Annotated in this window: 20 protein-coding genes; 9 read left to right on the top strand and 11 right to left on the bottom strand. The window is 43.7% G+C overall.

The window, feature by feature from the left end:
- Positions 1 to 5: 5 nt before the first annotated feature.
- From HFU86_RS02730 to HFU86_RS02740, 3 genes are read right to left on the bottom strand one after another with little or no spacing between them, the layout of a single operon-like run.
- The gene (locus HFU86_RS02730) at positions 6 to 773 is read right to left on the bottom strand and encodes an ABC transporter ATP-binding protein (RefSeq protein ID WP_108479290.1); all 768 of its coding nucleotides are present in this window, start codon (positions 771 to 773) and stop codon (positions 6 to 8) included.
- Entirely contained in the window at positions 770 to 1774 is a 1005-nt protein-coding gene (locus tag HFU86_RS02735) for a FecCD family ABC transporter permease (RefSeq protein ID WP_187128679.1), read from the bottom strand. The genes HFU86_RS02730 and HFU86_RS02735 overlap by 4 nt, the downstream gene beginning before the upstream one ends.
- Positions 1771 to 2802 (bottom strand): ABC transporter substrate-binding protein, encoded by a 1032-nt coding sequence (locus tag HFU86_RS02740; RefSeq protein ID WP_187128680.1) that lies wholly within the window; start codon positions 2800 to 2802, stop codon positions 1771 to 1773. The genes HFU86_RS02735 and HFU86_RS02740 overlap by 4 nt, the downstream gene beginning before the upstream one ends.
- Positions 2803 to 2996: 194 nt before the next feature.
- Here HFU86_RS02740 and gntR point away from each other — a divergent pair, with 194 nt between their 5' ends.
- The 3 genes from gntR (at position 2997) to gntU (ending at position 6105) form a co-directional block, all read left to right on the top strand.
- Entirely contained in the window at positions 2997 to 3992 is a 996-nt protein-coding gene (gene gntR / locus HFU86_RS02745; RefSeq protein ID WP_187128681.1) for a gluconate operon transcriptional repressor GntR, read from the top strand.
- Between the two features lie 215 nt (positions 3993 to 4207).
- Entirely contained in the window at positions 4208 to 4750 is a 543-nt protein-coding gene (gene gntK, locus HFU86_RS02750) for a gluconokinase (RefSeq protein WP_036955343.1), read from the top strand.
- Positions 4747 to 6105, top strand: coding sequence for a gluconate transporter (gene gntU, locus HFU86_RS02755; RefSeq protein WP_036955341.1), 1359 nt, complete (start codon positions 4747 to 4749; stop codon positions 6103 to 6105). Before gntK ends, gntU begins: the two co-directional genes overlap by 4 nt.
- Positions 6106 to 6196: 91 nt before the next feature.
- Here gntU and HFU86_RS02760 read toward each other — a convergent pair whose 3' ends face one another.
- The 8 genes from HFU86_RS02760 to HFU86_RS02795 all read right to left on the bottom strand — a co-directional run bounded on the left by HFU86_RS02760 (position 6197) and on the right by HFU86_RS02795 (position 15345).
- Positions 6197 to 7423 carry an SGNH/GDSL hydrolase family protein gene (locus tag HFU86_RS02760; RefSeq protein ID WP_187128682.1) on the bottom strand — a complete coding sequence of 409 codons (1227 nt, stop codon included), beginning with the start codon at positions 7421 to 7423 and terminating at the stop codon, positions 6197 to 6199.
- The gene (locus HFU86_RS02765) at positions 7374 to 8558 is read right to left on the bottom strand and encodes an SGNH/GDSL hydrolase family protein (RefSeq protein WP_187128683.1); all 1185 of its coding nucleotides are present in this window, start codon (positions 8556 to 8558) and stop codon (positions 7374 to 7376) included. The genes HFU86_RS02760 and HFU86_RS02765 overlap by 50 nt, the downstream gene beginning before the upstream one ends.
- On the bottom strand, positions 8545 to 9963 hold the full coding sequence (locus HFU86_RS02770; protein WP_187128684.1) for an MBOAT family O-acyltransferase: 1419 nt from the start codon (positions 9961 to 9963) through the stop codon (positions 8545 to 8547). The genes HFU86_RS02765 and HFU86_RS02770 overlap by 14 nt, the downstream gene beginning before the upstream one ends.
- A gap of 358 nt (positions 9964 to 10321) precedes the next feature.
- Positions 10322 to 11128 carry a protein bax gene (locus tag HFU86_RS02775; RefSeq protein ID WP_036955332.1) on the bottom strand — a complete coding sequence of 269 codons (807 nt, stop codon included), beginning with the start codon at positions 11126 to 11128 and terminating at the stop codon, positions 10322 to 10324.
- Positions 11129 to 11599: 471 nt separating this feature from the next.
- A complete protein-coding gene (locus HFU86_RS02780) occupies positions 11600 to 12751 on the bottom strand; it encodes a DUF4056 domain-containing protein (RefSeq protein WP_187128685.1) in 1152 nt (383 codons plus the stop codon).
- Positions 12751 to 13896, bottom strand: coding sequence for a BamA/TamA family outer membrane protein (locus HFU86_RS02785; protein ID WP_187128686.1), 1146 nt, complete (start codon positions 13894 to 13896; stop codon positions 12751 to 12753). The genes HFU86_RS02780 and HFU86_RS02785 overlap by 1 nt, the downstream gene beginning before the upstream one ends.
- Positions 13896 to 14897, bottom strand: coding sequence for a hypothetical protein (locus HFU86_RS02790; RefSeq protein ID WP_187128687.1), 1002 nt, complete (start codon positions 14895 to 14897; stop codon positions 13896 to 13898). The genes HFU86_RS02785 and HFU86_RS02790 overlap by 1 nt, the downstream gene beginning before the upstream one ends.
- A 265-nt stretch (positions 14898 to 15162) precedes the next feature.
- On the bottom strand, positions 15163 to 15345 hold the full coding sequence (locus tag HFU86_RS02795; protein WP_006658236.1) for a hypothetical protein: 183 nt from the start codon (positions 15343 to 15345) through the stop codon (positions 15163 to 15165).
- A gap of 263 nt (positions 15346 to 15608) precedes the next feature.
- Here HFU86_RS02795 and HFU86_RS02800 point away from each other — a divergent pair, with 263 nt between their 5' ends.
- From HFU86_RS02800 to arnT, 6 genes are all read left to right on the top strand, one after another.
- Positions 15609 to 17057: a DUF4026 domain-containing protein gene (locus HFU86_RS02800; protein WP_187128688.1), complete on the top strand. Its 1449-nt coding sequence runs from the start codon at positions 15609 to 15611 to the stop codon at positions 17055 to 17057.
- Between the two features lie 69 nt (positions 17058 to 17126).
- The gene (locus HFU86_RS02805; protein WP_036955318.1) at positions 17127 to 17585 is read left to right on the top strand and encodes a regulatory protein RecX; all 459 of its coding nucleotides are present in this window, start codon (positions 17127 to 17129) and stop codon (positions 17583 to 17585) included.
- A gap of 280 nt (positions 17586 to 17865) precedes the next feature.
- Positions 17866 to 19224: an anaerobic C4-dicarboxylate transporter DcuC gene (dcuC, locus tag HFU86_RS02810; RefSeq protein ID WP_036955315.1), complete on the top strand. Its 1359-nt coding sequence runs from the start codon at positions 17866 to 17868 to the stop codon at positions 19222 to 19224.
- Between the two features lie 478 nt (positions 19225 to 19702).
- A complete protein-coding gene (locus HFU86_RS02815) occupies positions 19703 to 20962 on the top strand; it encodes an aromatic amino acid transport family protein (protein WP_187128689.1) in 1260 nt (419 codons plus the stop codon).
- A gap of 235 nt (positions 20963 to 21197) precedes the next feature.
- The gene (locus tag HFU86_RS02820; RefSeq protein WP_154599654.1) at positions 21198 to 22472 is read left to right on the top strand and encodes a bifunctional O-acetylhomoserine aminocarboxypropyltransferase/cysteine synthase; all 1275 of its coding nucleotides are present in this window, start codon (positions 21198 to 21200) and stop codon (positions 22470 to 22472) included.
- A 434-nt stretch (positions 22473 to 22906) separates the two neighbouring features.
- Positions 22907 to 24553, top strand: a complete 1647-nt coding sequence (gene arnT, locus HFU86_RS02825; protein WP_187128690.1) for a lipid IV(A) 4-amino-4-deoxy-L-arabinosyltransferase — start codon at positions 22907 to 22909, stop codon at positions 24551 to 24553.
- Positions 24554 to 24577 lie beyond the last annotated feature (24 nt).

The following is a 24577-nucleotide window of genomic DNA, read 5'->3' on the forward strand; positions in this document are numbered from 1 at the left end:
TGACCTTAACAAGTAAAATTGAGTGGAAGCTGAAAATGCGCCGTAATACTCGGTGCATCGATATTATAGAGTTCTGCCAAGTTAGTGAGCGTTAACATACTTTGAGTCGAGCCTTGCCGTGCCTGCTGTTGTTTGTTTAATAAAATCACATGGTCGGCAATGGCAGCGGCATGTTGGGGGTGATGGGTGGACATCAGCACCGTGATCCCATGCTGCTTTAGTGTTTCGATATGCTGTAACAGCCGAATTTGATTCCCAAAATCGAGGCTAGCTGCGGGTTCATCCATAATCAATAACTTGGGTTTTTGGACTAAGGCTCTGGCAATTAAAACCAGCTGCTTTTCTCCTCCGCTAAGGGTGCTATACAAGCGCTCTGCAAGGTGAGCAATGCCAAACTGGGTCAATTGCTCCATGGCACTGGCTTTTTCTTTTTCCCCCGGTACGCTGAACGCTGAGAGATAAGGGGTGAGCCCCATCATCACCATATCGACCACCGAAAACGTAAAGGGCGTATCGTGAGCTTGGGGTACGTAAGCAATCACTTTCGCGATATCTCGCTGTTTCAGCCGGCTGATGGATTGTCCTTGCAAGCGTATATCCCCATCAATGGCAGGAAGTAACCCTAATAAGGTTTTCATTAAGGTGGTTTTTCCGCACCCATTCGCGCCCAGCAAGCAGGTCATCTCACCTTCAGGTAAATGCAGGTTAATGCCTTCAATAATGGCTTGGCGGTGGTAGCCAATCGCCACATTGTCTAGGGTTAAAATACTCATTTAACCCGCCTTGTTTGTAGCAAAATGGCTAAGAAAAAGGGCGCGCCCACGGCTGAGGTTAAGATCCCGAGCGGTAATTCAATGGCTGCAATGGTGCGAGCTAGCGTATCGGTGATCAGCAGTAAAATAGCGCCGATAGCCATTGCTGCAGGGAGCTGATAGCGGAAGTTAGCGCCCACTATCATTCGTGTAATATGGGGAACAATCAATCCTACCCAGCCAATAATGCCAGCTATCGACACGGTGCTGGCGGTAATCAGAGTTGCGCTAACAATCAAAATGGTGCGATTGAGCGTAACATTCACGCCTAAGCTTTTGGCTTCTTCATCGGACAAACTCAGCAAATTCATGCGCCAACGTAGCATCAATAATGGCACGAAACCCACGATCATAATGGGCAGCACTGACCATAAATCTTGCTGAGTAATGGAAGATAAACCACCGAGCAGCCAGAATGTGATAGATGGAAGCTGCGTGTAGGGGTCGGCTAAAATTTTCATCAATGAGATGGCGGAGCCACAAATCGCACTGACGGCAACCCCAACCAGCACAAGGGATAGAATAGGATCGTGCTGGCGGGCTAGACGAGCAATCAGATACACCACCGCCACCGTGATAAGCCCACCCACAAAAGCAAACAGTTGGATAGAAACCAGAGACTGTCCGAGAAATATCCCTAAAACCGCCCCGACGCCAGCGCCTGCGGAAACACCAAGAATATCGGGAGAAACGAGGGGGTTACGGAACATGCCTTGATAAGCTGCGCCTGCAATCGCCAGCCCGCCACCAATTAAGATGGCGGCTAAGACGCGCGGAAAGCGAATTTGCCAAAATACCGTATTGCTACGAGGATCATCGACGGGCGCTTGAGTAAACAAGCGATAGAGCTCTTCCAAGGTTAGTGAGTATTTACCACTGGTTAATGCTATCAGAAAAAAAAGTAGCAAAATAACCATCAATAACAATGGCTTAGTTTTGGTGTTGAGCCAGCTCGTCGTCATGACCTTTCCATTAGCAAGTCGACCTGCTCTTGAGTGAGCGATGAGTGGTAGAACAGCTCAAAAAATTGTCGGAGATCGTGAGTCATCGTCTCTTCAACTGCTTTATCAAAGTGGCTCTGTAAGCGTCTCATGCCCAGTAAACGGTTGATCCCTGGTGGACCATCTAACCAACCGAATGGCATCCCACTGAATACGAACAGGTTATTCGATGAGATGGCTTTGAGTCCTGCCCATAATGGCGAATGAGTGATTAATTCAACAGATTCATCATATTGGGTGATGATAATATCGGGCTCCCACTGGTACAGCTGTTCCATGGAAACATCGGTCAAACCGTGGAATCCATCGATGTCTACTACATTGCGAAAACCGAGCATTTCGATGGCTTCAGTGTGAATTGAGCCTTTTGTGCCGGTTTGTAGCCCTTTTGCACCTCTGGCGAGGTAAAAACTAAGGGGTTTTTGTTGCTGAGTCAGTGCAAATTGCTGCGCATTGCTAAGATAGCGTTCTGCTACCATACTCAGTTTTTCAGCTTGCTGATTAACATTCAATAGGCGACCAAGTTGACGCAGCTGTTGTGGAGCATCAATCAGCTTACCGTCCATCAGCAAATACGGGATCCCCGTTTGTTTGGCGACTTTTTCCGCTTGGGAACGGTAGGTTTCATCGATATTGCCAGTATCGAGGATCAAATCAGGATGGTAAGCCAATAATTGTTCAAGGGATAACGTGCTACCTCGCCCCGCAAGACGACCATAAACAGGCAAATTCATCCATTGTGGCGCAAACAGTTCACTGTTTCCTTTTTTCAAGTTAATCGAGGCAAAACCCACCATTTTTTCGGGGGCGAGGGCAAATACCAGTAAATCTGCGGGCGGGCCTGCCGTGATCACTTTTTGAATGTTACCGCTTGCAGGTAAAGTACCGAATAATGCCTCTGCGACAGGGCTGCGACTAAATGCAGGTAAACTGTAGAATGCCGCAAGGACAGCGCAGGATTGGATAAAATGTCGTCTATTCATTGCCATAATTAATATCGTTATACTTATATTTATATAGCGCGAAAATTAGCGAAGTCAGGCAACAGAGTCAACAGTAAAAACGAGATAGCACTGAAAAGTCGATGTTTCTGTGATTTAAAGCAATATCAAGGATTGATATCCACTGGCAGATCGCAGAACATAGCGAAATATAACGGCGTATTATAGATAATCTGGGATATATGAAGAATAAAAGACCTTCTTTGCAAGATGTAGCCGACCGAGTCGGTATCACAAAAATGACGGTGAGCCGTTTCCTGCGAAATCCTGAGCAAGTTTCAGAATCCTTGCGCGGGAAAATTGCCAGTGCAGTGGAGGAATTAGGCTATATCCCAAACAAAGCCCCTGATATTTTGTCGAATGCCACAAGCCACGCCATCGGCGTTCTATTGCCATCATTAACTAACCAAGTTTTTGCCGAAGTGATCCGCGGTATTGAAGCCGTCACCGACAAACACGGTTATCAAACCATGTTGGCGCACTATGGTTATCGTGCAGAAAAAGAGGAAGAGCGTCTAACTTCGTTACTTTCTTACAATATCGATGGCGTGATTTTAGCGGAGCGTACCCATACTGAGCGCACTCTGCGTATGTTAAAAACGGCGGGGATCCCTGTCGTCGAAATTATGGACAGTATTTCGCCTTGTTTTGATGCCGCGGTAGGCATTGATAACTTTGAAGCATCTCGACAAATGACGCAGGCGATGATCGACCGTGGCTGCAAAAAAGTCGTCTATTTAGGGGCGAGGCAAGATGAGCGAACAATCATCCGCTTGGAAGGTTATGAAAAAGCCATGCTCGACGCCAAACTGACTCCACGTAATTTAATGACTCAAGAGAGCTCCTCTTATTCTCTTGGTGCACAATTACTTCAAGAATGCCGCGTAAAATATCCTGATACCGATGGGCTATTTTGTACCAACGATGACTTAGCCATTGGCGCGATTTTTGAATGCCAGCGCTTAGGGATCAATGTCCCCAACGATTTGGCGATTTCAGGCTTCCACGGACACGATGTGGGACAGGTGATGACCCCGAAATTAGCCAGTATCTTAACCCCTCGTGACCTTATGGGGCGCAAGGCGGCAGAAGTGCTGCTGGCAAGGATGCGCGGTGAAAAATTAGCGCAGAAAAAATTCGATGTTGGTTTTAAGTTACTAACTGGTGAAAGTATCTAATAAGGTTGCATCGAGTCAGCAAAACATTATTGCGATTACCATCACAATTCCGCTGTTTTCTTCACCTATCTAATTGCTAAATAAATATCCACTAGCAATAATGTTACCCGTAACCTGTTACCGGTAACATCCCGCCAGGGCACCGGAATAACAACCTAAATTAAATTTCAAATCTAGAATTAAATAACCTCTTTTCAACACCCGAGGAGTTTCCTATGAGTGATACCCAAAATCAAAACTACACATTTGTCTTAATGGGGGTATCGGGTAGCGGCAAATCCGCAGTGGCGAGTGGCGTTGCTCAGCAGTTACAAGCTGCCTTTTTAGACGGGGACTTTTTGCACCCGAAATCCAATATTATGAAAATGGCATCAGGACATGCACTGAATGATGATGACCGTCGTCCGTGGTTAGAAGCGCTGAACGGTGCCATTTTTGCAATGCAAAGAACCAATCAGGTTTCTCTGGTTGTGTGCTCTGCATTGAAAAAGAGTTATCGCGATATTCTTCGTGAAGATAATAAAAATCTCTATTTTATCTATCTGAAAGGCGATGCAGCAGTGATTGAAGAGCGTTTAAGAGCGCGTCGTGGTCATTTCTTTAAACCAGAAATGTTGAAATCCCAGTTTGATACACTGCAAGAACCAGATACCCAAGAAGCCGACGCTTATGCGGTTGATATCCGTCCTGCGCTCAATGAGGTTATCGACAATACCTGTGCAACCATTCGTCAAATCATGACGGGAGATAAAGCATGAACGCACCAGTAGAAACATTAAGTACCTTAACACTGGTACTGACCGCCGTTGGCTCGGTGGTGTTATTGCTATTCTTAGTGATGTACGCGCGTTTACACGCTTTTGTAGCGTTAATGATTGTGTCGATTGGCGCGGGTCTATTTTCTGGTATGCCAGTCCAAGATATCACTGCAACCATGCAAAAAGGGATGGCGGGAACCCTGGGATTCCTTGCTATCGTCGTCGCCTTAGGAGCCATGTTTGGTAAAATCCTGCATGAAACGGGCGCTTTGGATCAGGTCGCTCATAAGCTATTAGATCTGTTCGGTGAAAAGCGCGCGCACTATGCGGTGGGGATCGCCGGTTTAATCTGCGCACTGCCATTGTTCTTTGACGTGGCTATCGTACTATTAATCGGCGTGGTATTTGCGGTAGCAAACCGTACGGGTCACAACGTGGTTCGCTTAGCTATTCCTCTGTTTGCCGGTGTGGCAGCAGCGGCAGCCTTCCTGTTACCGGGACCAACGCCAATGCTGGTGGCATCACAAATGGGTGCAGATTATGGCTGGATGATCTTAATTGGCCTGTGTGCGGCTATCCCGAGCATGATTTTAGCGGGTCCACTGTTTGGTAGCTTTATCAGCAAGTTTGTTAGCATTGAAATCCCTGCTGACTACCAAGCACCACAAAGCACTAACGGCAAAATGCCAAGCTTTGGCTTCAGCTTAAGCCTAGTGTTGTTCCCACTATTGCTGGTCGGTTTAAAAACCATCGGGACTCACTTTGTGGAAAAAGGCTCGAATCTAGAAAACTGGTTAGAGTTTATTGGTCATCCATTTACTGCATTATTACTGGCATGTTTGCTGGCAATCTACGGCTTAGGCTTCCGCTACGGCATGGATAAAGAGCGCGTGATGGCAGTTTGTTCTGCGGCAATTCAACCTGCGGGGATCATCCTGTTAGTGACTGGTGCAGGTGGTGTATTCAAACAAGTGCTGGTGGACTCAGGTGTAGGTCCGGCATTAGGTGATTCGCTGATTGGTGCAGGTTTACCGATTGCTGTCGCGTGTTTCGTCTTAGCGGGTGCGGTGCGTGTTATCCAAGGTTCTGCGACTGTTGCTTGTCTAACGACTGTTGGTTTAGTCCTGCCTGTTATCGGTGAGCTAGGTTACTCTGGCGCACAACTGGCTGCATTAGCGATTTGTATCTCTGGTGGTTCATTAATTCTGAGCCATGTGAATGACTCCGGTTTCTGGTTATTCGGTAAATTTACAGGTGCAACTGAAGCTCAAACCTTAAAAACGTGGACTATCATGGAAACGATTTTAGGAACGACGGGTGCGATTGTTGGGATGATTTTCTTTACCTTCCTGTAAAACTGATTTCTTTCTATCTCTTTTGTAAAAAACAAAAGTCAGCTTACTTAGGTAGGCTGACTTTTTTGTATGTGAAGATAACGAAATAGGTTTATTTCAACATCTGATTAAACTGGCTATATAAAGCCTGTGCGCTTTTCTTATAACCATCCGCAGAGAAATGCACATTATCAGGACGGGCTAAACCTTGTGATGCCCATGCGCGGATAGAGCAAGGCCCGCCCATGTTCGCTTGCCAATCCCAAAACAGCGTATGTTCCTGAGCGGCAATGTTTTTCTGAATACGAATCACATCCATCAAATTCACTGGCATCTGTGCGCTACAACCCGCCGCATTACTGAATTTAATTGAGTCGCTAGGCCCCACTAGCATAATCACGGCATTAGGTGATTGCTGGCGAATTTGACGAATTTTATCCCGTAGATTTTGTTCGTAAGCCACTAAGTTCAGTGTGTCATTAAACGCTTCATTGGTGCCGAAGGCTAAAATCACCATATCTGGCGACATTTGAGCCAGCGTGGCGCTCCACTGTGGTTGCCACTTATCCAGCATGTTGATGGTCGCACCGTTTAAACCGATAGCAGATAACATCACACCGGGTTTATTCGAACGGACTAACCATCCACCCACTTTGAGATTACTTGTTGTTCCAACTGACACAGTTGATGGCAATTGCGTGCTCACTGGCGCAGAGAATTGCCAGCTATTTCCCGTGGCAGGTAAGGCAACCGTCGAAGATGAGGATGGCGAAACCTGCATCTGGGCACTATTCGAGCTTTGGTACAGTGCTTGTAAGCGATAACTATTTTGGACAGGCTGCAACGGTTTTAATAACACATTGCTTTTGTTGCCTTGCGGCTCCGCTATCAATCCACCTAACGGGTAGTCAAAACGCTCGTCTTTGCGGCTACTTGAAAGTGACCAATCTGACTTATCACTGACGCGATTAATGGTGGCAGTGCGTTGACCCGGTACCGAAATTGGCGGTACAAAACCTGGGCCTGCATCTCCATAACGTTGTTGGAACAATGCTCTTAATTCACCGGTGAAAAAATCGGCAGCCGTGTGTGAATCCCCTATCTGAACGATATGGACTTGTTGACCACCTTGGCGCAGTTTAGACGCCAATTGGCTTAAATTGGGTTCACCGTTATTGACTAACTGCCCTTGCTCTGTAGGCGCTTGCCACTGAGTTTGCGACGTTTTGCCGCGTTTAGTATCAGGGGTTTGACAAGAGACTAAGCCTAATGACAGCAGGGTAATAACACTAGCTGTGAGTAGCTTGCTCTTGACCTGATTCTGGTTGTTCAGTTTCATGAGGTTCCTTATCTTCCTCTTCGAAATGGATCAGTGAAAATACGCTTTCGGCAATCATTTGTTGCCCTTTACCACTGAAATGGATCCCATCACCACTGCGCAATTTTATAGCATTGCTACCATCCCCAATATAGTCGGAATAGTCGTCATTTTTATATTTAAAGACGTCATTGGCAGAAATGTACATTTCGCCGTACTTCGCAACTTCGGTTTGGTAGAGACCGCGTAGGAACTTCATTCCATCGGAGAGAGTGTTTTTACGCATATTCGGTGGACCCACCCAAATCACATCGACATGATGTTGGCGTGCGGTGGAAAGAATTTCACTGATACGCGAGCGATAGGTTTGTTCCCACTCTTCACTCTTGAATTTCACATACTTATAGCCCGATTGTGGTGGCATATCCCACGGGTCATTAGGACCTAAAAATACCACTAAGACTTTAATTTTCGGGTTATCGTTCAATGCGTTGGCAATGGTATCTGGCCAGTTAAAGAATTTAGGGTACGCAAGACCGGTACTCTGCTTACTTAAGTTAATACTCTCAATATTATACTTTTTCAACAGCATGTTTTTAACATGGGGAGCGACGCCCTGCATCATGGAGTCCCCTGCAAACAAGACTTGATCCCCTGCAGCAATATTGGCTATCTGTTTTTGAACAACAGGTCCTTCAGGCTGCGCAATAGTCACTCCTGCAAAGGTTCGACCTGGAATTTTAGCGCGAGCTTGAGGGCGTTTTAATAACTCAGGGAATGTGACCGATAAGCTCTCTGCGGGATGAATATAACCATTAACAAAGTGTAGCCCGACACGGAAATCTTGTGGAAAAACTAATGTTTCGTGGTTAGCGGCCATTTGGGCGGCAAGTTTATCTTCAGCGGCTTTTTGTCCAGATGCGTGATAGGCAAAAGTTGCCCCTGCTTCTTGGACACCATCATGTAACGCGCTCCCGTAATCCCAGACAGGGTTTCCACTGATTTTTGCCCATGGTGTATCTTGGTGATACTTTTGCTGCCAGAATCGCTCTAAGGAGCTTTGGTTTAACCAAATCAGTAGCAAGCCAGTGATGACGACAATCAGCACCACTTGTCCGGTTTTTTTCAGGTTATTTTTAAACTCAGAAGTTAGCATAGATAAATCCTGGCATTCCCGAAGGTGAAAGCATAAACATAATCGTCAACACGATGGCTAATGGGATTGGGTAATAGTACCAAGCGATATCTTGATATTTCTTGGCAACATACTGGTAGCCTTGAACAAAATAAGGGTAGGCGAAGAACAGTAACCAGAATGCAATCAGCAAGCCAAGGTTCGCGCTAATTGAGGCGATAAATCCAGGCTCAATAAATTGATTGAGCATCACCAGAGCATCATCAAATGATGGGCTACGGAAGAAAATCCATGCAAAGCAGACAAAATGGAAAGTCAGAATTCGTGCAAGTAATTTTGAAACATGGGCGTTGGGAATTAAGTGGGTTCTCCCCAGTTTTTTCATTAGCTCAGTTTTAATATTAAAAATTACCGTCCCTAATCCATGAATTGCGCCCCAAATAACAAATGTCATTGCTGCACCATGCCACAGACCTGAAATTAACATTGCGGTTAATACGTTGATATTTTTGCGTACAAATCCTTTGCGACTGCCACCTAATGGAATATAGATATAATCCATGATGAAGGTCGATAAACTGATATGCCAACGTTTCCAGAAATCTTGCAAGTTAGTGGCTAAATATGGGGCACTAAAGTTAAGTGGCACTCTAAAGCCTAATAGTAACGCAATCCCCGTCACTAAATTGGTATAACCGGAGAAGTTAAAATAGATATTCCACGCGTAAGCGTAGGTGGCAATTAATATTTCCCCTGCACTAAAGCCTGCGGGAGCATCAAATACGGGATTAACGTAGTTTTCAGCGAGGTATGAGCTGAATAGAAACAGTTTTACCAGTGCTAAGCTAATTAACAAAATGGCGCGGCGAGAGTCGAGAATAACGCGGCTTTCAGCTTGGATTTGCGGTAAAAAGTTTTTTGCACGGTTAATTGGACCCGCAACGATACTTGGGAAAAAAGCCAAATATAATACGACGTCAAAAAAGTCGGCTTTTTCAATTTCTTTGCGGCATACAGAAACGGTATAGCTGACGGAATGGAAGGCGTAGAAAGAGAGCCCCAATGGTGCCAACAGTTCCAGTACAGGCAGTCCAACGCTAAATCCAAACTTATCGAGGGTTTGCTGAATAGTTTCCTGGAAAAAAGAATAATATTTAAACGCAGTAAAGCAGCCAATGATCCCGATAGCTAATAATGAATATACCCATCGATTAGATAACCAAACCGTTGCCCAGTTGGTGAGCAAATAGATAAATAACGTGTAGCCAAACAGAATATAAGCAAAGTCAGGGCTAAATGAGTAGACAAAGAAATAACTTGCTGTGATGAGCAACCCATTCTGCAATTTAGAGCTGGGTTGGCAGCCCCAATAAATAAGAAAAAAAACTAAAAAAGAGCCAAGAAACTCAAATGAGAAGAAATTCATATTAGACTCAGGTGTTATTTGTTATGGGTGACCATAATATTTATTCTTTTCCGGCATGCAATCGGAATTTCGTCATATTTCGCGCTGTCGCGGTGTTGTCATCGTATTGCCACCCTAGTCACATACTTGTGTATGCTCCTAGGGATATCAATCCTCGACGCCTAGCGACAACACGAACTATTTAGAAATTCAAATAGATAGAAAACAAAAAAGAAAAAATGACTGATTCAATAAGCAAGAAGTATAGCTGGGGCGGGGTGGGTTGTCATATTTCGAGTGGGTGGGAGAAAGTGCAAAAAAAATCCACTTTCGAAAAAGTGGATTTTTATACTGTGTACCTGGTGTGTAGATACTAAAATTAGCTGCGAGTCGCTGCTCTTTGTTGAGCTTGTGTAATCAATTCTTCGTTGCTCGCGTACATCTCTTTCAAATAGCGGTTATATGATGAACCTAACTCTGAGTACCCTTTCATATCGTTAATCAGCTTGACGGAGTCTAACTCATCTTGTGATTGACGCTGTTTAGCACGCGAGTGACGTAAAGACTCATACGCGTTATGGGTATTCATATTCTTCATATAGGCAGTCACTGTTGCTTCAACAGAAGCGTAAGCTGAGTAGCCTTTGATCTTTCCTTTGCTAACTTGGCAACCGCTACCACAGCGCATACCAAATAAATTTCCGTTTTGTAGAGCAAGCTGAGAAGTACCCCAACCAGACTCTGTAGCCGCTTGTGTCGCAACTAAATGCGTTGGCATGATGTCTACACGACTTAACAGCTTATCCCAATTAATACGTTTTGGGTTGCTGCAACTGATGCCATAACTATCGCAGATTTGGGTTAGGCGACGTAGCTCTTGGGCGCTCCATTTGGTGTTCGTGCGCACGGAAAGCAGCCAGTTACGCTCTTCCATAATCTGTTGATTGACTTTTTCAATCACCGGGACAATCGTTTTCAAAAACGCTTTCTTACGTGGAGTACCAGACGGGTATTTACGCATATCAGGCAGTGGTGTTTCTGCTTGATTTGAGTTTTGTGCCGACTTCAGTGTGAAGTCTTTTTTAAGCATCGTACTGGTACTGGTGGAGCCAAAACTGAGGCCCGAAAACAAAAGTAAAAATAAGAAAGCGAAGACGGCGTTTGTCCCCATCGTTCGAGAGGGCATTTGCTTCTCCTATGTTTCTCTGAACAAAAATCGAGCGAATGGTAGCAGAATAATTTTTCACGAGCTACCTTTATCCGACTCACATTAGGTAAATTTCTGTATTAGTATGTCATTAAGTGTTGATTTATTTTAACTTAATGATTTTAGATTAAAAATAATTGAGTTATTTATATTTTCAATGCTTTATTTATCAATTTTTGTTTTTGATTTCATCATGCAATCATCTGATTTAAGCTAAATTAGATTGATTTTCAAACAATTAACAGGTGTATTGTAGGGTTATTGTGCTTAAAAAATAACCGATCGGTGGTCTAAATTTTAAACAAAATGGGGTGTTTCGCATTTTATGAGTGGTATTGGTTGTTAAAAATACAGAATCAAAATCGACTTTCAATGTGTGAAAAGGACAAAAAAAATGCCGTTTTTTGGCCTTTTGCCTCAGCCAAATATTACTATTAGTCGACGACTTTTTTAGTCGTTGAATGGCACGGTTTGCTGTTTCTGATCTTCAATTTTTGCATTCTCCGCGAGCCGTTTGAAATCATCAACTGTCCAATATGTCTCTGGGATAGGAAGTTGTGCCATATGATCGGTGGGTACTAAGCGAAACTGTGCGAGAGAGGATAATGCAAATCCTGCATATTCCGACGGCAAACTGAGTTTCAGCCCCAAAGTCGCTACAGCTTGGGTAGGTAAAAACGGATAGCGGCTATCGGTGGTGTCATAATCGCGTGTGAGTACTAAAAATTTATCTGGAACACGCTTCGCACTATTCCACCAAAGCCCATCAATTTTGTTAAATGCATAGCGAGTTAAGGGTTTTTCTTGGGCCCCAAGTTGATGTAGTGCAATGGGAAGCAGTGCTTCGAGAGATTGCGAGAATATCGCAAGTGACTCTGCACGACCTTGTAAAATCAGCGAACTTGCTAGCCTTGCCCCCACTAAGTTGGAATATAAGTCTTCGGGAGAGAAGGCAGATATTCCCTCCGAAAAGCCAGGAACTGATTGATAACCATACCATTGTGCAATTTCATGCCAAGCAGCTAACTGAAATGCAAGTTTAGCTGCCAGATAAGTGCTTAACGTATAGCGCTCTGCGGGGGACGCAGGTGGTGTAAAGGCTGAAAAATGGATTTGTCTGCTCGCGAGTTCATCGCTGAGGGTTAGTGTCCACTCTTCACCAAGTTTTGGGTAAATCTGGCTAAAGAGATATAACGTATAGTCGGCGGTATCTCGAACATGGGCAATATCAATAAACCCGCCATCTATGGTATAGATAAGCCCCACTTTTTCGTTACTGATCCCCATTAGACCTGCTGTGGCGCCCAAGTAACTATCATTATAATGGTGCTCACCAAGATTATCGGCTTCCACTATGTTGTCGATGGTATAGAAAGGTACGGGGATACCTGCCACTTCCGCTTGCAGGTTATAGCCAAAAGCACAGCAGGCTCGAAGTCCTTGAGGGGCTTTGAGATCTTGTAGAACAGACCACGCTTTAGATGCGTCCTCGTTGGAAATCGTATCTAGATTAAGGTTCGCCGCAGGTAAGTTCAGCTCCTCGCGAGTTTGGCAGGCGACGAGCATAAGTAAAAAACATGAAGTTATTAGCAGCTTAAACATTAAAAAGACTCACCAACTTGGAAATAGACGCCCGTACTGTTGCGACCAACACCAAAATCCAGTCTCACATTCATCCGAGGCTTAAATTCAAAACGATAGCCTACACCGGCACTTGGTAGCCAGTGTCCAGCACCTAATTCTGAGGGAGAGTCGCTCATGGTCCCCGTGCCTAACCAGCCAACAACCCCGTGCCGCCAGTCTAATTTATGTCGTAACTCGATTTGACTAGTAAAAATATTGTTGTCCCGATAGCGCCCTTCATAGTAACCCCGCATGCGGTTACTGTTACCTAATAAGGAAAGCTGATTCCACGGCACATCTCCCGTGGTAAAGCGGGCATAGTTATCAACGGCTACGACGGTTTTCTCTGTGAGCTCATGGTAATAGGCATACTGCAACTGGGTCGTTTGAAAACGGGTATCACTACCGAGGTTCGGTGAAAAATAAGTATAAATAACCTCAAGTGTTTGCCCATGGTGTGCGTTGGGTAAAAAGTCTCGGGTGTCATAGCTATAGTAGGCGCTGATGCCTGAGCTGATAACCGAACGCCCGCCAACGGACTGCGAAAAGTAAGCTTTTGCGCCTTCATCGGGATCGCTGGCATTGATCGACGAAAAATTCCAGCCTAGTCCCACATAGGTGGCATCGGTTAGCTTATATAAAGCCCTTGGGGTAATTTTGAACTCTTGGGAATGGTATTTTTCTTTATTGCTCTCTTTTTTACCCGCTGCGTATCCTTTGCCCCAATAATAAGTCGGTACATTATTGATGGTGCCAGATACAAACAGTCGCCATTGGTCGCTATCTACAAAGTTGTAGTTAGTGAAGTTGAGTCCAAAAGCCCCTGTGGATGATGCAAAACCACTTAATCCAATCGAAGAGGGCTGTGTTTTAGTGTCTTGTTTGTCGAGACGATATAAACCCACTAAAGCGGTTCCGACACCTAACCCCATTTCAGGAGTATAGAAAGGTCCCGGTAAGACGCCCCAGTCGATAGTTTTGGATTCATCAAAGCTGTTTTCGCCCCCAAGCTCGCTGAGCCAACCATCAATTTGTTCCCGTTCAGGAAGAATTTGTGCTTGCGAGGAGAAGGTAGCGATAAGGCTGAGCAGTGTCAGCCTACGCAGGTATTTCTGTTGCAACATTAAAAACGGAACTCGCCTGAAATAAAGAAGCTATTACGGTTATTAAAGCCCACTTCGGTCAGAACGTTAAAGTTGCGGGTTAACTCAACACGAGCACCGACGGTATTGTTCCATTTATGGGCAAGGTGTTGTTTAACATCGAATTTTACATTTCCAATCAAAGGCTTAAAATCACCATTCATCATATCGTCGAGTTCTTCTGGCAAGCTAAGTTTACTGACATCCCCTTTAAAGCGTTGGGTAATATCTTGGTACATAGCACCTGTCCAAACTTGAACTTTGGTATTCCCTTGACCGGCAATTAAAGGTTCAAAAACGAATTCATAACCGATACGCGGTGTGACAACAAAGGCACTAATATCACCATCAAGAATATCGAGGTTGGTACGGGTATAGTTCATATCTAACGTACCGAAGAACTGATTATATGCACCTGCAAATGTGACGCCTCCACCATAGGTTTTACCTTCAAAATCTAAAACGAAAGGCATGTCTTTATCCCACATGCGATCAGGACTATCACCCATATAAATCCCTGTGATGTTCGTTTTAGAGGTACCTTTGGTTTTACCGTAGACGCCATATAGATTCATGAAAGGTAACACCCAAGCATCAAGCTTCAATGTATGTGATTCATTCTTCTCACGAGTATGACCTGTTTTTACTGATATTTGGGAGAGTAAAGCTTGCCCCAATGGTTTGCTTGCATTAAACCCAATGCTATCAACAACAATATCCTGACGCAGATTCATATAGCCATAACTGACACCAAAAGGTTCTGGTAAGTCATAACCTCGAGCGCGTGCTTCATCTCCCCAAATAGGCAATACACGGGATTCAGTCGTGGATGAACGCGTGACGCCGCCTTCGCTATTATTTTTAGGGACTCCAGATTCGCTCATGCTTAATGAAAATAGTGGTGTGTCACTATCGGCAAAACTGGCAGGGATAACCAGACAAGAGGAAAGTAGCAGCGCTGCGCTGTATTGAATGCGTGTCATAATGGACTCAATGATTAGTAGAATAGAATGAAGGAAACAATAAATTAATTAACTTACAGTTATCGACAAAAGTTTAGCATATATGGCAATTGATAGTATGGCTCATGGTGCTATTTTAATGATATTTCGCTACCTATGAACGCATATTATTATCAATATGATGGATGTGATTAAGATATTAAGAAGATGCTATTGAGGTACTAAAAAACGTGCTGAAACTCTAGGTATTTCAGCACTGAAATGCATTAGAGGAGTAAGAGCGGTATTATTTGCTGTTTTTCTGATGAAACTGAACACGCTCATGGAAGTAATCTTTTAAATGCGCTTCCATGCTGTGAATTTTTTGTTCCAGCGCATTAATTAAGACATCATCATTATTCATATCAAAAACGCGCTTCATTGCGAGGTCATCAATATATTCTTTTTGTTTCTCAGATAAATCAGCCATGTTGTAAAGCCTCTATTTTCAAAACCTATATAAGAAAGGATTATTTCACCAACCAAAAGCCTTGGTGATGCTGGTTCTCATTGTGCCCTAGTGAATACGGGATGAAAAGTGGAATTACGTTGCATCAAATAATGATGATTAATGCTCCTAGTTTAAATATGAGAGATTAAACGCCTATCTGATTGGGTTAAGAATAATCACAATATTCTTATCGAATATAAGCTGATATCCTCCAGTAAGATAATAAATAACAGGGCAAAATAGTGAACAATAAACAACAATACCTTGATATTGCTGCTGGAAACGGGGAGAAAGAAGCCTCGATGATGGTGGCAATCCCTGCATCAGAGCTGACCTCCCTACAACTTGAACAGCGTCTGGAAGAGCAAACCTACTTTACTGAAGGGGAGATCGATTACCTGCCAGATGAAGAAGGAGGCGGTTTCTTTTTTACCTGTAAACGTGGCGAAGAAGAGTTACGTTTTTACGTTTCGCTTGTGGAAAGCGACCCGGAATACACCATCAACCCGTATTTTGCGACAGATCCTATTAGCCAAGAACTCTATGCGCAGGCAAGCAATGCGCCACAAGCTGTGGTGGTTGAATGCCTATTTCAAGAAAAGCCTTTAGTGAGCTACTTACAGCAGCTTAAAATTATCCAAATTTTAGTGCCTGATTTATTACTGGGCTTGGATATTTCTGCCGCAGGTAAAGTCTTTACCCGTGAATGGCTTAACTTCCAGCTGATCGACGATTTAATGCCAAGCATTGATTCCCTGTATGTGGTGCATGCTATTTACGATCACGATGAAAACTCCGAAGATTCAGCGCCGACCAAATATTGGTTCCATACTCATGGGTTAGCCCGTTGTGGTTTATCGGAAGCGGAAATTATCATTCCACACCCGATTGCGTCTTATTATGGGATCCCTGAGTTGTTTTGGAGCTTTGTGAACAACAGCATTACCAACGGAAAAATCGACTTTAATGAGCCGATTTTCATTGGGCAAACACAAACTGGTTATGAATATTTAGTGGCGGTGCCTTTTGAAGAAGGTCTCCTTCATGTAGGCACCTCCACACCGATCGATAACTTAAAACCGCTGGAAGAGATGAACTTCGAGTTTGGCGATATGAGCTCTGAGCGTTTTATGGGGGATTGGCACGACCGTGACGAATCTCACCAGCATCCATCCGTAATGTTATTCCGTGTCACGCAAGAAAACCCAACATTGGAAAGCTTCTTTGAAGGGTTTGAAGACCAAAATGCAATGATGTTTATGCGCACTGATGAAGAAACGGCGGATATGTCCAGCAAAGCCAGACTACGTTGGGAATACTTCACTCACATGCTCGATAACTATGGTCCAAAACCAGTCGCACCGAAAAAAGGGCTATTTGCGAAGCTGCTCGGAAAATCGGAAGAAGAGGAAGAGTCAGAGTGGCGTTTCCTAGTTAAATGCGGCATTAGTTATCAAGATGAAGAGGGTGATGAAGGGCACGAACATATGTGGTTTGAGCCGTTAACATGGAACGGTGACCAATTTGAAGGCCGTTTAATTAATCACCCATTCTATGTGGAAACCATGGAAGAAGGCGGAGTTTATCCGCTAACGCGCGACCATATCACGGATTGGACTATTTATTATCAGGACGGTAGCTATACTCCTGATACAATCTATAAACTTCTTAGTGATGCTCAAGTGCATTAATCTATCTTGATTGACTAATGCGAATAGGGCACTGAATTCAGTGCCCTTTTTAATGAGTTAAATGTGACAATGACCCAACCTGAACTGTACCAATATGCCCTATTTTTACTTTCCAGACGCGATTATGGCAAAGCGGAGTTATTTGCCCGTATGAAGCGCCGTATGTATGAAAAAAATGAGGGGATTATCGATGAGCAGTTGATTGAAGGGGTGTTGGATAAACTGAGTGAGCAGCACTTTTTGGATGATGACCGTGTGGTATCACTGCTATTGCAAGGGTATTCGCGTAAAGGATATGGACCTTTACGGATCAAACAAGAAATGCGGCAAAAAGGATTTGCCGAGACATTAGTCGAACACCATTTTGCTGAGCTTGATGTCGACTGGTTTGAAAAGGCAGCAGAAGTACGCAGTAAAAAATTTGGGGATGAAATCCCAACTGACTTTAAAGAGAAGGGTAAACAAATTCGTTATCTGCAATACCGAGGTTTTTTTGGTGACATGATATTTGAGTTATTCTCGCGCTAATTTTTGCAGTTAATCTTGCATTATTTATGATGGTCATTATATGGATAATCACGCCATTTAATATCGCTCAAATGACTATTATTTGACTTTAGTTTAAATGATTAATGCCCCTGAGTTTCATTTCTTTTGCTTAGTCAAAAAATAATATTTTTTTGACTTGTGTTTTTATCTATTTCTAGATTAAAAATATTGTCCACTATGATCATTATCAGTGTATTTCGCTTTTTTTTTAGGCAGAGTACCACCAATAATTACAAAATGAGACGGGCAGGAGAAACACATGATTGAGCTCTTAATAGGCGTATTGGTCGCCGTTGGAGTTGGGCGCTATATAATAAAGGGTTACTCTGCAACTGGGGTATTAATGACGGGGGGTATTTTACTCCTAATTATTACTGCGTTAATGGGTAAAAGCATTTTACCAGAATCAGTGAAAGCAACGGGATGGCGCGTTACTGATATTCTGGAATACATCAAGTTCTTATTAATGAGCCGAGGTGGTGACCTCGGTATGATGATCATGGTGCTGTGTGGGTTTGCGTCTTATATGACTCACATCGGTGCGAATGACGTGGTGGTTAAAATTGCCTCCAAGCCATTAAAAATGATCAACTCCCCATACTTATTGATGGTTGCGGCGTATATTGTTGCTTGCTTGATGTCACTGGCAGTTTCATCGGCAACAGGTTTAGGGGTGTTATTGATGGCAACCCTGTTCCCTGTGATGGTTAACGTTGGGATCAGCCGTGGCGCAGCGGCGGCTATCTGTGCATCACCGGCCGCTATCATTCTGGCACCAACGTCTGGAGACGTTATTTTAGCGGCGAAAGCAGCAGAAATGCCTCTGATTGATTTCGCATTCAAAACCACACTGCCTATCTCCATCGCTGCCATTGTTGCGATGTCAGTGGCTCACTTCTTCTGGCAGCGTTTTCTGGATAGAAAAGAGCACGTCAAAACCGAAATGCTGGATGTGAATGAAATTAAAACCCACGCGCCAGGTTTCTACGCGATTCTACCATTTACTCCAATCATCGGCGTATTAGTGTTTGATGGTAAATGGGCGCCTGAGCTACATATTGTCACCATTATTGTTGGCTGTATTATTATGGCTGCAATCATTGAGTTCATCCGTAGCTTCAGTGCAAAACACGTCTATGGTGGCTTAGAAGTTTGCTATAGAGGTATGGCTGATGCGTTTGCAACCGTCGTGATGCTGTTAGTGGCAGCTGGCGTATTTGCTCAGGGTCTAAGCACCATCGGCTTTATTAAAGGCTTGATCGACTTAGCACAATCCTTTGGTTCTGGCGCGATTGTGATGATGATTGCGCTGGTGGTGATCACTATGTTAGCGGCGATGACCACTGGTTCTGGTAACGCGCCATTCTACGCATTCGTTGAATTGATCCCTCACTTAGCGAAGCAAATGGGCGTCAACCCAGCTTACCTTGTCATTCCAATGCTACAGGCATCTAACTTAGGTCGTACATTATCACCGGTTTCTGGGGTGGTGGTTGCGGTATCGGGGATGGCGAAGATTTCACCGTTTGAAGTGGTGAAAAGAACCTCGGTTCCCGTATTAGTTGGGCTTATCGTTGTTGTGATTGCCACTGAGATTTTAGTGCCAGTCTATTTGTAACAAAATAGGTATTTACCAAACAAAAATGGCTAGAAATTATTCTAGCCATTATGTTGCTGACAAAGAGGGATAAAAGCGTGGTTTTTCCCTCTTTGTGTTATCAGGCGAAAATCAATGAATTGATTTTCCTTGTTAATTCTACAACCCAAAAGAGCCATTTCCAACCCTGATGGGTTTGGAAATGGTCTGATGGCTAGAAATTATTCTAGCCATTTTTTTTATCGATATTTATTTCGGTTAAAACTTAGGTTCAAAAGAAAAAAACTCTACGCTTTTTTGACGTGGTGTTTTGGTATTTTCAATCAAATGATAAAAATTTATTTGCGATTATTAACAAATTGTCATTTTTTTAAATTCAGATATGAGATCTACACCAAAAAGCCAGAAAGATTAATCAAAATAAGCTAGTTGCTCTAACGCATTTAATGCAAAATTCGCGCATCTTTTTTTATCCATTTTAAAACGATGAAGTGACGGTATGAGCACAATAAAAACCGCAGTAAACACGACAGACAAATCCGCCAGTAAGTGGACTTATAAAGACTTCACTTGGGTATTATCTCTTTTTGGTACCGCCGTTGGTGCGGGTGTTCTTTTTCTGCCAATTAAAGCTGGCGCGGGTGGTTTCTGGCCATTAGTTGTATTAGCTTTAATTGCAACGCCAATGATTTGGTTAGCTCATAAAGGGTTAGCGCGTTTTGTTTTATCGGCTAAGAAACACGATGCTGATATTACCGATACTGTGGAAGAACATTTCGGTAAAACAGGTGCGAATATCATCACTTTTGCTTATTTCTTTGCGATTTACCCAATCGTATTAATTTACGGCGTGGGTATCACTAACACAGTAGACTCATTTTTAGTGAACCAAATTGGTATGGACCCACTGCCACGTTGGTTGCTGTCTGGTGTGTTAATTGCAGCAATGACCGCAGGTGTCGTATTCGGTCGTGACTTAATGCTGAAGCTCACTTCTATGATGGTTTATCCATTAGTCTTCATCTTATTAGCGCTGTCTCTGTACCTGATCCCTGAGTGGAATACGTCGATGTTAGAAGTCGCACCAGATTGGAGCACAATGCCGATTGTTGTCTGGATGGCGATTCCTATCATTGTATTCTCTTTTAACCATAGCCCAATCATCAGCCAGTTTGCAAAAGACCAACGTCAGCAATTTGGCGACCAAGCCGTGATTAAAACCGACATGATCACTGGCGGTGCAGCATTTATGCTAACTGGCTTCGTGATGTTTTTCGTATTCTCTGTGGTTCTGTCACTGAGTCCTGCTGAGTTAGAAATCGCGAAGAAAGAAAATATCAGCGTGTTATCCCACATTGCGAACATTAATCCATCACCAATCCTGTCTTATTTAGGTCCTATCGTGGCATTCGCAGCTATCGTTTCTAGCTACTTTGGTCACTTCTTAGGTGCGCACGAAGGTCTGGTTGGATTAGTCAAATCGCGCTCTTCAGTTTCTGTGAAGAAAATTGAGTTAATCTCTTTACTGTTCATTGTAATCACCACTTGGATCGTCGCGATTATCAACCCAAGTATCTTAGGTATGATTGAAACCATGGGTGCCCCAATGATTGCGGCAATCCTGTTTATCCTGCCAGTTGTGGCGATGCGTATCGTGCCTGCAATGAAACCGTTTAGTACCTCTAAGCTAGCGCAAATCTTTACGCTGCTATGCGGCTTAGCATCAATTACCTCTGTGATTTATGGCGCGTTCGCGTAATTAAATTCAGTTGTACCGAAACCCATATTGCTTCGGCAATATGGGTTTTTTTTGTTTCTAATGCGGTCTTATTTATTTTATGAATAACTTTAGATGAAATTATTTCAAGTCTAGATGGTTGTGCGAGGAATTTACTTGGGGGATATTGGAAAGGACTGCCGTGAAATAATAAGTACCGTGAAATAAAAACAAGACCCCATTCAATTGGCAGTGCGGGTATAACAAGGATAACTCAATGAAATTAGAAACATTATCAATCCACGCAGGCTATTCTCCAGACCCTACAACCAAGTCTGTCGCGGTGCCTATTTATCAAACCACCTCTTATGCATTTGACGATACACAGCACGGCGCGGATCTGTTCGACTTAAAAGTTGCAGGTAATATCTATACCCGCATTATGAACCCGACCAACGATGTGCTAGAAAAGCGCGTTGCTGCTCTTGAAGGGGGAATTGCTGGGCTGGCGGTGGCTTCGGGCATGGCAGCTATCACCTATGCAATTCAAACTATTGCCCAAGTCGGCGATAACATTGTTTCGGTGGCAAAACTGTATGGCGGTACGTACAACTTACTGGCGCATACTCTACCGCGCCTTGGTATCGAAACCCGGTTTGCTGAACACGACGATTTAGCCGCACTAGAAGCCCTGATTGACGAGAAAACAAAAGCCGTTTTCTGCGAATCTATCTCTAACCCTGCGGGCTTTATTGTTGACCTTGCCGCGCTGGCGGAGGTCGCTCATCGCCATGGCGTACCTTTGATTGTCGATAATACCGTAGCGACTCCGTATTTATGCCGCCCATTCGAACACGGTGCGGATATCGTGGTGCACTCGTTAACCAAATACATCGGTGGTCATGGCACCTCAATCGGCGGAATGGTGATTGATTCAGGTAAATTCCCATGGGCAGAGCACGCAGAGCGTTTTTCTCTGCTGGTTGAGCCGGATATCGCCTATCACGGTGTCAGCTATACAGAGCACTTCGGTGCAGCGGCGTTTATTGCGCGTTGCCGCGTGGCACCGCTGCGTGGAACGGGAGCAGCATTATCGCCATTTAACGCCTTCTTGATCTTACAAGGTCTGGAAACGCTCGCGTTAAGAATGGAGCGCCATACTGAAAACGCAGTGAAAGTGGCACAATTCCTCGAAAACCATCCGCAAGTGGCATGGGTAAAATATGCGGGGCTACCAAGCAACCCTGAGCACGCACTTGCGCAAAAATATATGCAAGGTAAACCTGCCAGTATTATGTCTTTTGGGATCAAAGGCGGGCAAGAAGCGGGGGCGCGTTTTATTGATGCACTGAACCTGATTGTTCGCTTGGTCAATATTGGCGATGCAAAATCATTAGCTTGCCACCCAGCATCGACCACCCATCGTCAATTAAATGATGCAGAGCTAGCTCGTGCAGGAGTATCGCGCGATATGATCCGTTTATCCATTGGTATTGAACATATCGATGACATTCTTGCTGACTTAATCCAAGCCTTGGATGCAGCCAAGTAAATCTTGTTAAGTAGCTACCGATAAATAAAGGCGGTTATTGTGAAGAATATATTGCAATAACTGCCTTTATTGTTACCTGCGTGATTAACTATTGGGTTTTATTCTTCTTTCTAGAATTAATAACTATTCGCAAGCGGCACCGTTTTTTAATTTATTTTTCATTCTGTTAAAAATAAATGGAAATCGCTGAACTATTGTTTTTTAATCGAGTCTTAACAAGCAGCTCATCCTGTTATCTTAATGTTGAAATAAAATATTCATTTATTGATTGTTTATCTCATATGGATGTATGAAATACGAAAATGTTTATTGGTTTATACTGGGTTTAGTCGAACTAATGATAATAGAACCCTGATTTTATTAATCAAAAGTGCCTGAAGCTTCGGCGCAAATAATAATTATTAAATATTTATGACAATAATGGTTGAGATTAAATGATGATGGCAAATAATAAAGTTGCCTACTTTAAGTGGTGCCTATTATTCGGTTTTGTACTCATAACCTATTTTCTTCCTCTCAATGGGCGCATGCTATGGCAGCCCGATGAGCTACGCTATGCAGAAATCAGCCGTGAGCTGATATTAAGTAGCCATTGGAGCGTGCCTGAGCTGCTTGGTATCCGCTATTTTGAAAAGCCGATTTTTGGTTATTGGGTCGGTTCTTTCTTCCAAATGTTATTTGGTGAAAACAATGTCTCGGTTCGGTTAGGTGTGGTGTTTAGCACCCTTATCAGCGGGTTATTTGTTTATCTTAGTGCAAAGATGGCATGGAAAAATAAAGATCTCGCGTTTAATGCGGTGCTTATTTATCTTTCCATGTTTATGATTTTGACCATTGGGACTTATAACATCCTTGACCCAATTGTGACCGCCTTTATTACGATGATTATCTTCTTTTTCCAATGGGGGATAACCACGACACAACGTGCTCATAAATTGTATGCCTATATTCTGATTGGCGTGGCATGCGGTTTAGGCGTTATGACAAAAGGCTTTTTAGTTTTAGTGCTTCCCGTTTTAGTGTGTTCCGTTAGCGCAATTTACTTTAAAAAGTTCAAAGACGTCTGCCTTTACGCATTAATTTCGATTCTTGTTGCCGTGTTAGTTTGCTTACCGTGGGCGCTTACTATTGCAAGCCTAGAGCCAGATTATTGGAGTTACTTTTTCTGGGTTGAGCATATTCAGCGTTTTATGGCGGATAACGCACAAAACAAATCTCCGTTCTGGTTCTATATGCCGATTTTGTTGGCGGCGGTGCTTCCGTGGTTAGGTTACCTCTTCTCATCCATTGCACACGCAGTTCGCGCGAGAGGCATGAACCTTTATTTCTTATTGTGGGCGGCGCTACCTTTCCTGTTTTTTAGTGTCACTAAAGGGAAGCTTCTCACCTATATTCTGCCGTGCATCGCACCCATCGCGATTTTGATGGCATCCTATTTGCAGCAGGTTTTAACTCAGAATAAAGTGGCTACCATTCGCCTGAATGCGCTGATAAACATCACGTTGGGTATCGCGGCGGCAGGGGCATTTATTGCATCACCTTACTTCCCTAAAATGAATTTATATCAAGGGGATGAAAGCTACAAAATGTGGATTGCCGCAGGGGCATTTCTGTTTTGGGCAGTGATGGGCGTGGTGTCATTTAACCGCAAATTCTGGTCATTGGCAGCCGCCTGTACGTTAGCACTCAGCCTCAGTATTGGGCATGTGATCCCTAAATATATTGAGAGCAATAACACCCCGCAAGGCGTGTTAACAAAATACCAAGATCAGCTACAAAACCGCGCGGTACTTTTAACCAACAATGTGGGATTAGGCACTGCATTGGCTTGGGTACTCAAACGCGATGACATTACCATGCTGTATCAAACGGGTGAGCTAGGCTACGGGCTGAATTACCCAGATGCGGAAAATCGTTTTTACCGTTTAGAGCAGCTACCAAGCTTGTTGGCGAGCCAAAATAACCGCAACGTTGCGGTGGTGGTTGATGCTTCGCAAAATGAAGTCATTGATGCTTTACCGGGTACACCAATCATTATTAAAGAAGGTAAGTTAGTGATGGCTTTCTATGAAGGTCAGTAAATTAACAGCCTGATAATAGCTTGA

The sequence above is a fragment of the Providencia sp. JUb39 genome, assembly GCF_012272845.1.
Classification (GTDB): domain Bacteria; phylum Pseudomonadota; class Gammaproteobacteria; order Enterobacterales; family Enterobacteriaceae; genus Providencia; species Providencia lanzhouensis.